The following is a 12,355-nucleotide window of genomic DNA, read 5'->3' as shown; positions in this document are numbered from 1 at the left end:
TGCGGAAGGATAGAAGCAAAGTAAAAATATACAACATTAATAAAGGAGGCTAAATAAATATGTTAAGATCACTATATTCTGGAATATCTGGAATGAAGGTTAATCAAACTAAATTAGACGTAATAGGTAACAATATAGCTAATGTAGGAACTACTGCATTTAAAAGCGCAAGAGTACGCTTTGAGGATATGCTTAGCCAAAATGTATCTCAGGCACTTTCTGCAGGAGTAAATCAAGGTGGTATAAACCCAAGACAAGTTGGCTTAGGTGTTCAATTAGCAGGTATAGATACAATGGTAACTCAAGGTATGATGCAGCCAACCAGTAGAAACTTAGATGCTGCTATTGATGGTGATGGATACTTTGTAGTTGGAATCGGACCAGTACCGCAAACAAATACTGCAGGTGTTACTCTTGATGCAAATAATTTTAGCAGTATTACAGGAACTAATGGGATGAATATTTCTTACACAAGAGATGGTTCTTTTACCCTAGACAGCCAAGGTAATCTTTTAACATCTGATGGTTATAGAGTAATGGGCTATGCAGTTAGTACTGGTACTGCTGGCGATCCTAATTCTGTTGATTATACAAATGGTGTTCCAAGTGTTAACTTTGTTGATGCAAATAAACCATATTCAGTTGATAAGAATGCACCAACATTAGTTCCATTAGTAATACCTGATTCTGTGGTTACAGATCCAGGTGATCCAGTTAATGGGGTGCCAGCTACATCACTTAGAATACAATCTTTTAGTATTGGTAAGGATGGTCAAATATCGGCAGTTTTAGAAGATGGCAGCGTATCAGTTTTAGGACAAATTGCAATGGCTTCTTTTAAGAATCCTGCTGGTTTAACAAAGCTTGGAAAAAATTTATATAGTGAATCGGCAAACTCTGGTGATGCAACTATTAGAACTGGTATAGGTTCAGCAAAAGACAACAGTAAAGGGTATGGCGATATGCTTCAAGGTATGCTTGAAATGTCAAATGTTGATCTTGCAGAGCAATTTACTGATATGATAGTATCTAGCAGAGCTTTCCAAGCTAACACAAAAACAATTACTACAGGAGATGAAATACTTCAAGATATATTAAGCTTAAAGAGATAATAAATATATGAGTCGCGGGATGTTTCATTTATCATATTTTAACTAATAAAAACCATATTAGTGCATCATTTGATAGGCCATAGCCTCTCGCGGCTCGCCTAATAAACAGGAGGGATAATTTTGATAAAGCTTACTGGACTAAATAATAAAGAAATTATTATAAATGCAGACAACATAGAAAAGCTTGAAGCTGTTCCTGAAAGTTTAATAACACTTATAAACGGAAATAAATACCTTGTTCATGAAGAAGTTGATGAAATTATTAATAGAGTTATTGAATATAAAAGCAAGATATTTAGACTTGGGATGAAGTAATAGAGTGTACAAAGGAGACTAGTTATGGCAGAGAAAAAAGAAAAAGATGTAAAAGAAAAAGGTAAAAGCAATGGTGCTTTATTTAAAGTTATTTTAATAGTACTTCTTGTCTTAATTGTAGGGAGTTTAAGCTTTGTAGGATATCTTTTAGCAGCTCAGAAAACTCCAGTAGTTATAAATAATTCAACTACTGTAGCCGCAGTAAATAACTCAGACGCCTCACCATATACCTATTCCTTAGATGAATTTTTAGTTAATCTATCTGATGATGGCGGAAAAAAATATTTAAAAATAAAGCTCTCCTTAGGTTATGATGCAAAGACTAAAAAGAATATGGATAAAGAATTAGCGGATAAAACAGATAATATTAGAGATACAATAATAAGTGTACTTAGATCTAAAAAGTCTACAGATATCGATACACAAATGGGTATCGATAGTTTGAAAAAGGAAATTTTAACAAAGGTTAACCCACTTTTTCAATCCGGAAAAGCTAATAGTGTATACATAAATGACATTTTAGTACAGTAAAGGAGATACTTATGGATTCTAGCTTTTGGTTTATGTTACTTAAAATATTTATTTTCCTTCCAATTATATTATTAATATTTTATATCTCTATGAAATTTGGCGGCAGTAAATTGCAAACACTTCAAAATGGAAGGTTTATAAAGGTTTTAGAGAGGGTAGGGCTTTCTAAAGAAAATAGCCTTTTAGTAGTTAAAATTGGTGAAAAGGGCTATGTTCTTTCCTCCTGTAATGGCAAAATAGAAAAGCTTATAGAGCTAGAAGCTAGTGAATTAGCGCAAGTTGAAGCTGTAAAAGAATTACCTCAGTATACAAGTTTTAAAGATTTATATGAAAAAGTATTTAAAAAGAAGGAAGATTAAATATGAGAAAAAAGAATGCAGCTTTGATAATTTCGTTTATAACCTTCTCATTATTTTTAGGGTATAAAGTCCATGCAGCACCTGCATCAATACCAATACCTAATGTAAATATTTCAGTTGATGGTGCAGCAAATACACCTCAGCAATATGTAGATAATATTAAGCTTCTTATAATGCTGACAATATTAACATTATTGCCATCTATCATTGTGATGATGACAAGCTTTATTAGAATTATAGTGGTATTTTCTTTTTTAAGAAATGCTATGGGAACACAGCAGGCTCCTCCAAATCAGGTATTAACTGGATTAGCAATATTTCTTACCATATTTATTATGGCACCAACTTTTAATACTATTAATACCAAAGCTATTCAACCTTATTTAAACAACACAATTACCCAGCAGCAGGCTATAGATGAGGGTTCAAAACCATTAAGAGAATTTATGCTAAAACAAACTAGACAAGCTGATTTAAAATTATTTGTTGATATAGCAAAGGTCCCAGGAGAAATTACTAAGGATAATGTCCCACTTTATGTAGTTATACCAGCCTTTATAATAAGTGAACTTAAGACAGCATTTACTATTGGCTTTCTGTTATTCATACCATTTTTAATAATAGACTTAGTCGTAGCTAGTGTACTTTTATCAATGGGTATGATGATGCTTCCACCTGTAATGATTTCACTGCCTTTTAAATTACTGCTTTTTGTAATGGTTGACGGGTGGCATTTAATAGTAAAGTCATTAATAATGAGTTTTTCATGATAAGAAGCAGGAGTGATATTAGATGAGTGAAAATATGATTATGTCTGTATTAAAGGATGCGATTCAAACCGGACTTCTAGTGGCAGCTCCTATACTTTTGGTAGCCATTGTGGTAGGACTTGTTATCAGTATATTTCAGGCAACTACCCAAATTCAGGAACAGACACTAACTTTCGTTCCAAAGATTATTGCTGCAGCAGTAGTTGGGCTTATAGCTGGACCTTGGATGCTCCATACAACAGTGAATTTTACTGAAAGAATTTTTTCACTTATTTCAAATATAGTACATTAGGTGGGATAGGCTTTGATTGATATCGCATATTTTACAACTCTCATTTTAATTTTCGTAAGGATGTTAACTTTCTTTATAGTTGTACCAATTTTTTTCCCTAAAGGCACGCCAAATGCTGCTAAAATTGCACTTTCATTAGTTACAGCTTATGTGTTAATGCCTGGAATAGATTACAAAACCTTAAGTGTGGCCAGCAATTATAGCTTAGTTGCTGCAGTATTCTGTGAAATTATTATAGGTCTTACCCTAGGTTATATAACAAATTTATGCTTTTACAGCATAAAAATGGCGGGCAATATTATTGATCTTCAAATAGGGTTTTCTATGGTGAATACCTTTGACCCTAATTCAAACAGTAATGTTACTTTAGTAGAGCAGGCTATGTACTGGAGCAGTGTTATTTTATTCTTTAGCATTGACGGTCATCATATGCTAATAAAAGCTTTAATTGAAAGTTTTAATTCAATAAGTCTTGGTAAGTTTATTCTTTCAGAGGCGAGCTTTAACCTCATATTTACAGCTTTTATTCAGTTTTTTATAATAGGTTTTAAAATTGCCGTTCCAATAGTATTAATTGTAATTATTGTGGATATAACCCTTGGGTTAATTGGCAGAACAGTACCTCAGTTAAATGTTATGATATTGGGGCTGCCTATTAAAATACTTATGGGACTGCTAAGCTTGGTTGTAATTTTACCACTTATAATGAATCTTTTTGTATTAAATTTTGATAATACCCAACAAGCTATAAAAGGACTTTTTAAAATTATTCCATGTATTATTATATTTGCTTCAGAGGATAAAACCGAGGAAGCTACACCTAAAAAGAAAAGCGAGGCAAGAAAAAAAGGACAAGTTGCTAGAAGCAAGGAAGTAAATTTGGCACTAACCCTTGTAGCTTCTACATTGATACTTGTTATTTTGGGTGCGTATGTAGGAAACAGCTTACTTTCAACTACAAGGATGTTTTTAGGTAATTATTTAACTACAAATATTGACTATAATACAGTACAAAATTTAACTTTAGTTGCTCTTTGGCGGGCTGCAATAATAATTTTGCCTGTGGTTATACCTATAATGATTTTTGGTATAGCCGCAAATTTCATCCAAGTGGGTTTTATGTTCACCGGAGAGCCTATAAAGATGCAGCTATCTAAGCTTAATCCTATTAATGGATTAAAAAGGATTTTTTCCTTTAGAACCTTTGTTGAAACTATAAAAGATGTGGCAATAATAAGCATTCTAAGCTATATTAGCTACACCTACATAAAAGGTAATTATAATACATTATTAAACATTGGAAATACAAGAATAGAATTATTACCCTCTATTTTCAGCAAAATTGTAATAGGAATTTTCTTTAAGATAACAATTGTCATGATAGTTATAGCAGCCATAGACTTTCTATATCAAAAATATAAGTATAATAAAGAACTTAGAATGACCAAACAAGAAATAAAAGAAGAATTTAAGCAGCAGGAAGGAGACCCGCAAATCAAGTCAAGAATAAAGCAGAGGCAAAGAGAATTAGCTTCTAGGAGAATGATGCAGGCTGTACCAAATGCTACTGTAGTAGTTACTAATCCTACTCATATTGCCTGCGCGCTTAGATATGAGGAAGGAAAGGACTCGGCTCCGGTGCTTGTTGCTAAAGGTGCTGATAATATAGCTATTAAAATAAAGGAAATTGCAAAAGAAAATAAAGTACCAATAATGGAAAATAGAGCCTTGGCAAGGCTTATATATAGTGAAGTAGAAATTGATTCTGCTATACCTGGTGAAATGTATCAGGCTGTTGCAGAAATACTAGCGGCAATATACAAAATGAAAAAGAGAAAGTAGAAAGGCGGAGGCAAAGTGGAAGGCAGTTTAAATTCAAAATTTAACGTAAAAAGAAATTCTGATATACTTGTGGCTTTTGTTATAGTAGGTATTGTCTTAATGATAATTATTCCTTTGCCTACATGGCTTTTAGATATATTAATAGCCTTAAATATAACTATAGCTGTAGTAATAATTCTTTTAACTATGTTTACAACTGAAGTACTTCAATTTTCAGTTTTTCCAACCTTACTGTTAATTACTACCTTATTTAGACTCGCACTTAATATATCTTCTACAAGACTTATATTAAAAGATCATTATGCAGGTCATATTATAGATGCATTTGGAAACTTTGTAGTAGGTGGAAATTATATAGTAGGTATAATTATATTCCTCATTATTATGATAATTCAATTTTTAGTTATAACAAACGGTTCTGGCAGAGTTGCAGAAGTTTCAGCAAGATTTACCTTAGATGCTATGCCAGGTAAACAAATGAGCATAGATGCAGACCTAAACTCTGGTATGATAGATGAAGCTCAAGCCAGAGTTAAAAGGAAGAATCTTCAGATGGAAGCAGATTTTTATGGAGCCATGGATGGAGCCTCAAAGTTCGTTAAAGGAGATGCTATAGCTGCAATTATAATTACTCTTATAAATTCCATAGGTGGAATAATAATAGGAGTAGTAATGCTTAATATGGATGCAACGACTTCAGCACAAACCTTTGTTAGATTAACAATAGGTGATGGTCTAGTAACTCAAATTCCGGCCCTTTTAATTTCTACTGCTTCCGGTATATTGGTTACACGTTCTGGAAGTGATACAAATCTTGGACATCTGGTGGCTGATCAATTAACTGGATTCCCAAAGGTAATTGCAATTGCAGCTGTTGTTCTTTTATTTTTAACCTTTATACCAGGACTACCACATGTTATATTTTTAATTTTGACCTTTAGTGTAGGAACAATTGCTTATCTATTATTCAAGGATCAGAAGGATCAAGTAATAGAAAAAATGGAGCAAGAACAGGCGCAAATCATAGAAACAGAAAGAAAAGAACCTGAGAATGTTATGAACTTAATAACTGTTGAACCAATGGAAGTGGAAATTGGTTATGGTTTAATCCCACTTGCAGATGAAAGTGCCGGAGGAGACTTACTTGAAAGAATATCATCAGTAAGAAGACAATGTGCTATAGAAATGGGGATTGTAGTACAGCCAATTAGAATTAGAGACAATCTTCAGCTTAAAACAAATGAATATATAATAAAAATTAGGGGAACTGTAACTGCCAAGAGTGAACTAATGCCTAACATGCTTCTATGTATGGATCCTACTAATGGCGAATTAGAAATTCAAGGTATAAAAACAATAGAACCATCCTTTGGCTTGCCAGCTTTTTGGATTAATAAGGATCAGAGAGAAGATGCAGAAATAAAAGGACTTACCGTAGTTGATCCAACTACAGTTATGGTAACTCACTTAACTGAAACTATAAAGAGTCATTCACATGAACTTCTTGGTAGACAGGAAGTAAAATTAATAGTTGATGCAGTAAAGGAAAAATATAGTGCAGTTGTAGAGGAACTTATACCTGACCTTATGACTATTGGTGAGGTTCAAAAGGTTCTTCAGAACTTGCTTAAGGAAAAGGTTCCTATTAAAGATATGGTTTCTATATTAGAGTCACTTGCAGATAACTCCAGGTCTACTAAGGACTTAGAACTATTAACTGAATATGTCCGCTTTACATTAGGAAGGACAATTTGCAATCCAATCGTTGATGATAAGGGTGCTATTACAGTAGCTACTCTTTCACCTGAAGTAGAGGAAAAATTAGCAAATAATATTCAAAAATCAATGCAGGGTTCTTTCCCAGCAGTAGACCCAGATACTACAGGTAAGATTCTAAATTCTATAAAAAATGTAATTGATAATGTTTACTTTAATGAAAATCAACCGGTAATACTTGTTTCACCAAAAATTAGACCTGCCTTTAGGAGATTAATTGAAATGGTGTTTCCTAGTGTTATGGTCTTATCACTTAATGAAATACCAAACGACATAGAGATAAGAACTGAAGGAGTTGTGACAGTGTAAATGATAATAAAAAGGTATTTAGTTAATAACATGAATGAAGCTATGACAAGAATACGTTATGAACTAGGTCAGGAGGCTGTTATAATAACCCAAAGGAAAATTAGACGAGGTGGCATTAAAGGTTTTTTTCTAAAAAAATATTAGAAGTAACTGCTGCTATTGAAAATGCTAAAAAGAACGAAGAAGATCTTAATAACAGCATAGCAGCATTAAGATTTGCTGCGGAAAGTGAATCCTTGTCTAAGGAGAATATTATGACTAAGGAAGAGCCAATAGATAAAGATAAAGTTCTCCAAGATAATAGGCCTTTAGAAAACATAAATAATAGTGATTTAATTAAAGAAATGCAAGAAATGAAAAGCCTTATAAATGATATGATAGAAAAAAAACCTGAAAAGTCTGCTAAGAGATCAAAACTTCAAATAAGGCTTGAGGATTCTGATTTAAATGAAAAGTTAGTAAAAAAAGTTATAACAAAAACGAAAGACATAAATGAGGAAATAGAAGAAGACCAAAAGGTAAAGCTTGCAATAGAAACTATGATTCCCGTTTCAAAGGTTAAAATGGAAGGAAGGATAGTTTTAGTTGGACCTACAGGCGTTGGAAAAACTACTACCATCGCAAAGCTTGCGGGAAGACTTTCCTTAATAGAAAAGAAAAAGGTCGGGCTTATTACTATTGATACTTACAGAATAGGAGCAGTTGAGCAGTTAAAAACCTATGCTGATATTATGAATATTCCTTTTAAAGTTGTGTTTTCTTTAAAAGAGATGGAGAAGGCTATAGATGAATTAAATAACTGTGATGTAATTTTAGTAGATACTACTGGAAGAAGCAGTAAAAATTCTATGCAGATATCTGAGCTTAGGGCCTTTATAGAACGTGTAAATACAGAGAATATACATTTAGTTATAAGCAGCACTACCAAGGCTAAGGATATAAATTCAATAGTAGAAGGCTTTAAGGTACTAAGTTATAACAATGTCATAATAACTAAGCTTGATGAAACTAGCACTTATGGCTCTATCTTAAATATTTTAGATGCTGCTAAAAAGCCACTTAGCTTTATTACTACAGGACAAAATGTACCAGATGATATTAAGCATATTTCAACTAATGAAGTTTCCAATCTTATTTTGGGAGAGGCTAATATATGTTAGATCAAGCGCAGAGATTAAGGCAGCTAGCTGCGGACAATGAAAATATGGATAAAGCCAGAATAATCACTGTAACCTCTGGCAAGGGGGGAGTTGGAAAGAGTAATTTTGTAGTTAACCTTTCAATTGCACTTTCTTTAATGGGGAAAAAGGTTATGATTTTTGATGCTGATGTAGGAATGGGAAATGACGATGTATTAATGGGCTTTTTACCTAAATATAATGTGTTTGATGTTATCTTTAATGAGAAAGAAATTGAAGATGTACTTGTTACTGGACCTAGTGGAATTAAACTTTTACCTGGTGGTTCAGGACTTACAAAAATTGAAGAATTTACTGATAAGCAGAGAGCTAATTTTATTAAGAAGCTTGAGGACCTTAAGGGCTTAGATTACATAATTATGGATACAGGAGCAGGTATAAATAGAAGTGTTTTAGGCTTTGTTGCATGCTGCGAAGAACTTATAATCTTAACTACCCCGGAACCTACTTCCTTAACTGATGCCTATAGTCTATTAAAAGCAATTAAGCACTTTAAAATTAAGAATAAAGCTAAGGTTGTAATAAATAGAGCATTAGATGAAGAAGAAGCCGTTCATACCTATAATAAATATAATAATGCAGTAACGAACTTCTTAAAAATAAATCTTGAGTATTTAGGGAGCATAGCAGAAGATAAAAAGTTGGTACAAGCCGTTAGGAGCCAGCAGCCATTTATTTTATCCTATCCCAATTGTGACGCTTCTAAGGATATAAATTCAATTGCAAGAAAACTAATTGGTACTGATGAAAAAGAAGAAAAGGTAGGAGTTCAGGGGCTTTTTAAAAAACTATTCAGTATTTTTTCATAAGGAGATTTATATAATGTTAGACGGATTAACCTTTATTATTAATGGTAAATTAGAAATTTCGTGGAATGATGACTATTACAAAAGTAATATTGAAAATACAGATGATAAATCAATTTACATAAGTATACCTATAAAGGATGGGAAATATATACCTCTTAGAATAGGTGAACAGATTGAAGTTTTTTACTACTTTGAAAATGATATTTATAAATTTTACTCTGTTGTAACAGACAGGCAAACAGACAGAATTCCACTAATACTAATTGAAATACCTAAGGAAGTCGTAAAAATACAAAGAAGAAGGTTTGTCAGGGTTCCTTTAATTTGTGATATTGAATACTTTATGGAAAGAACCAAGTCAGTTTCTTTAAAACCTTTCAAGGCAATTATGATAGATTTAAGCGGCGGCGGAATGAAAATTAAACTTAGTGAGGAAGTTAAACTTGGAAGCAAAATAGTGACTCATATTCCTTTAGGTAATGAGAAACTGATTTTAAAAGGTGAAGTTGTAAGAATTGATAAAGATGAGGATAAAAAGAAAAGCATCTGCGGTGTAAGCTTTACGGATTTAGATGAGAGGAAAAGAGAAAAGCTTATAAGGTTTATTTTCAAGGTTATGCGTGAGCAAATGAATAAAGGAAAATAAAGAAATAATGTAGGAGCGTATTTACTAAAAGGGGGAAGTTCTATGGCCTTAGCACTTAAAACAGATGTAAAAGAACAAATAGTTTTAAAATATATACCCTTGGTTAAATATATCGCTTCAAGGGTAATAATCGGAAAAAGTAAATATGTAGAGTACGAGGATTTGGTAAGCTACGGAATGATTGGGCTTATGGATGCCATAAACAAATTTGATGAAAGCAGAGGTATGAAATTTTCTACTTATTCCTCTATTAGGATAAAAGGAGCTATGATTGATGAATTAAGAAGAAACAGCCCAATCCCGAAAGGTGCCATGGATAGGCTAAATAAATATAATACAGCAATGGAAAATCTCCAGATGGAATTATTAAGGGAACCATCAGATGATGAAATAGCAAAAAAGCTTCATATAACTAAAGATGAAGTTAAGGAAATTCAAGGTTATATTAATTATCTATCTGTTGTATCGTTAGAAGATATGGTATTTTCTGAAGACGATGATATGCAGCTTATGGGAACTATTGAGGATAAAAAAAGTCCCAGTCCATATAAGTTATTAGAGGAAAAAGAAGAAATAGAGTATTTAACAAAGGCTTTAGATAATTTAAACGAGAAGGATAGAACTGTTTTATCTTTATATTATTATGAAAGTTTAACCTTAAAAGAAATAGGTAAGGTTCTAGAGGTTTCAGAATCTAGAGTTTGTCAGCTTCACAGCAGAGCTATTGTTCATTTAAGAAAGGAACTTTCAAAATTAAAATATAATTAAGCTTAAGGTGTGATTTTATGGTATTGATTCTATTAGGTATTGGGTTACTACTTATAATCTTTAATATAAGAGCTATAAAAAAAGAAAAAAGCTCCTTTAAAAATATATTCATACATACCGAAGAAGATATGGAGGAATTTGATATTAAGCTTTCTGAAATCAGAAGAGAATTTTCAGAAACCATATTAGAACTTCAAAAGGAAATTGTTATACTTAAGGAAGACTATGATAGCAGCAAGAATATTAATGAGCCTATTAATAGGGCAGAAGATTTTAAAGCAGAACATATAGATGATACAATTGAAAGTGAAATAAAAGAAGGCAATGATATTTATTTAAATAACATAGATAAATCTAAAATTATGGAAGAAAATAAAGCTTCCGAAATAACTAAAATAATAGAAGAAAACAAAAGTGAATTTAATTCTGAAATTATCGATAATAATGAGAAATTAAGTAATATTAAAGAAAATATAATAAATGACGATAATGAATTAAGTAATAATATAAAAATAGATGAAATTAATAAGTTATTAGCATTAGGACTTTCTATTGAAGAAATTTCTGAGAAACTTAGCATAGGCAGGGGTGAGGTGCTATTAATAAAAGAATTATATCTACGATAAAGGCTATTTTTGAATTTTTTAGTGATAGAAAAATTCTACTAGGTATAGGCATAGGAATAATTTTAGCTACAGCTGTTATGACTTCTATAAAAATTAATACCAACTTAAGCAGTACCGAAATAGAAAATAAGGCCAGAGCACTTGGTATGGAATATCCTAGTGAATTTAAAGTAATAAATAAGGATGTGAGTAAATGATTAGATCACTATATACAGCGGTTTCAGGACTTATAACACAAGAAGCCAAACAAGACGTTATAACTAATAACATGGCTAACGCAAATACCGTGGGCTTTAAAGGGGACAATATTGCCATAAAGAAATTTAATGATGTGCTTATTCAAAATTATGATAAAATTACTAATGGAAGAAATGAAAGAAATATTATTGGATCTTTAAGCCTTGGAAGTGAAATAGATGGAGTTAATACTAGTTTTACTCAAGGATTACTTGAAGAGACTGATAAATGGAGCGACTTTGCCGTTGACGGGAGAGGCTTCTTTGCAGTATCAAGAAATGTAAATGGCGTTAATAATACTTACTACACTAGAGATGGACACTTCCATGTTAATAGTGATGGAGTTCTAGTTAATGATAGCGGTGATAAGGTGCTTGCTTATGAGGTTAATGCTAATGGGCAGCCTATTGGGGCTCCAGCCCAAATTAATGCAGGAAGTAATGAAATCAAATTGTTAAGTGATGGCAGCTTTAGTTTGAATGGATTAAATTATAAGCTTGCTGCTGCTGATTTTACTGATTATAATACTCTAAAAAAGGTTGGAGACAATCTATATGAAGGAACAAACCCGATTCAAAATCCTAAAATTTCAATAAGCCAGGGCTCCTTAGAAAAGTCGAATGTAAATGTACTGGATGAAATGGTTAATATGATGACCGTGTTAAGAACTTTTGAATCGAACCAAAAGGTGGTACAGTCTATTGATGAAACTCTTGGCAAGGCTGTTAATGAAGTTGGAAAGGTTTAATAAAGGGGGCGCAAAA

The 12,355-nt window shown here is 32.3% G+C and carries 13 protein-coding genes and 1 pseudogene; all 14 read left to right on the top strand.

The window, feature by feature from the left end:
* Window positions 1–59: 59 nt before the first annotated feature.
* The 14 genes and pseudogenes from ACJDUG_RS07330 (at window position 60) to ACJDUG_RS07265 (ending at window position 12,339) form a co-directional block, all read left to right on the top strand.
* A complete protein-coding gene (locus ACJDUG_RS07330; protein WP_406769239.1) occupies window positions 60–1,112 on the top strand; it encodes a flagellar hook-basal body complex protein in 1,053 nt (350 codons plus the stop codon).
* A 120-nt stretch (window positions 1,113–1,232) separates the two neighbouring features.
* Window positions 1,233–1,427 (top strand): flagellar FlbD family protein, encoded by a 195-nt coding sequence (locus tag ACJDUG_RS07325; RefSeq protein ID WP_406769238.1) that lies wholly within the window; start codon window positions 1,233–1,235, stop codon window positions 1,425–1,427.
* 24 nt (window positions 1,428–1,451) lie between these two features.
* Complete coding sequence (locus ACJDUG_RS07320) at window positions 1,452–1,958, top strand: flagellar basal body-associated FliL family protein (RefSeq protein WP_406769237.1); 507 nt, start codon at window positions 1,452–1,454, stop codon at window positions 1,956–1,958.
* A gap of 11 nt (window positions 1,959–1,969) precedes the next feature.
* Entirely contained in the window at window positions 1,970–2,317 is a 348-nt protein-coding gene (gene fliO, locus ACJDUG_RS07315) for a flagellar biosynthetic protein FliO (protein WP_406769236.1), read from the top strand.
* A 2-nt stretch (window positions 2,318–2,319) separates the two neighbouring features.
* Window positions 2,320–3,087 (top strand): flagellar type III secretion system pore protein FliP, encoded by a 768-nt coding sequence (gene fliP, locus ACJDUG_RS07310; RefSeq protein ID WP_406769235.1) that lies wholly within the window; start codon window positions 2,320–2,322, stop codon window positions 3,085–3,087.
* 22 nt (window positions 3,088–3,109) lie between these two features.
* On the top strand, window positions 3,110–3,379 hold the full coding sequence (gene fliQ, locus ACJDUG_RS07305) for a flagellar biosynthesis protein FliQ (RefSeq protein WP_406769234.1): 270 nt from the start codon (window positions 3,110–3,112) through the stop codon (window positions 3,377–3,379).
* A 12-nt stretch (window positions 3,380–3,391) separates the two neighbouring features.
* Window positions 3,392–5,221, top strand: coding sequence for a fused FliR family export protein/FlhB family type III secretion system protein (locus ACJDUG_RS07300; RefSeq protein ID WP_406769233.1), 1,830 nt, complete (start codon window positions 3,392–3,394; stop codon window positions 5,219–5,221).
* Between the two features lie 15 nt (window positions 5,222–5,236).
* A complete protein-coding gene (gene flhA / locus ACJDUG_RS07295; protein WP_406769232.1) occupies window positions 5,237–7,306 on the top strand; it encodes a flagellar biosynthesis protein FlhA in 2,070 nt (689 codons plus the stop codon).
* A pseudogene (flhF, locus tag ACJDUG_RS07290) lies at window positions 7,307–8,466 on the top strand (flagellar biosynthesis GTPase FlhF).
* Window positions 8,460–9,314, top strand: a complete 855-nt coding sequence (locus ACJDUG_RS07285) for a MinD/ParA family protein (protein ID WP_406769231.1) — start codon at window positions 8,460–8,462, stop codon at window positions 9,312–9,314. The pseudogene flhF and the gene ACJDUG_RS07285 overlap by 7 nt, the downstream one beginning before the upstream one ends.
* A 13-nt stretch (window positions 9,315–9,327) precedes the next feature.
* Complete coding sequence (locus tag ACJDUG_RS07280; protein ID WP_406769230.1) at window positions 9,328–9,960, top strand: flagellar brake protein; 633 nt, start codon at window positions 9,328–9,330, stop codon at window positions 9,958–9,960.
* 42 nt (window positions 9,961–10,002) lie between these two features.
* Window positions 10,003–10,728 carry a FliA/WhiG family RNA polymerase sigma factor gene (locus ACJDUG_RS07275; protein WP_406769229.1) on the top strand — a complete coding sequence of 242 codons (726 nt, stop codon included), beginning with the start codon at window positions 10,003–10,005 and terminating at the stop codon, window positions 10,726–10,728.
* 17 nt (window positions 10,729–10,745) lie between these two features.
* Window positions 10,746–11,354 carry a hypothetical protein gene (locus ACJDUG_RS07270; protein ID WP_406769228.1) on the top strand — a complete coding sequence of 203 codons (609 nt, stop codon included), beginning with the start codon at window positions 10,746–10,748 and terminating at the stop codon, window positions 11,352–11,354.
* Between the two features lie 193 nt (window positions 11,355–11,547).
* On the top strand, window positions 11,548–12,339 hold the full coding sequence (locus ACJDUG_RS07265; RefSeq protein ID WP_406769227.1) for a flagellar hook-basal body complex protein: 792 nt from the start codon (window positions 11,548–11,550) through the stop codon (window positions 12,337–12,339).
* The last annotated feature ends 16 nt before the right edge of the window (window positions 12,340–12,355 follow it).

Origin of the sequence: Candidatus Clostridium stratigraminis, assembly GCF_045310675.1 — a bacterium.
Taxonomy (GTDB): domain Bacteria; phylum Bacillota; class Clostridia; order Clostridiales; family Clostridiaceae; genus Clostridium_AT; species Clostridium_AT stratigraminis.
This window is presented reverse-complemented; position numbering and strand designations above follow the sequence as displayed.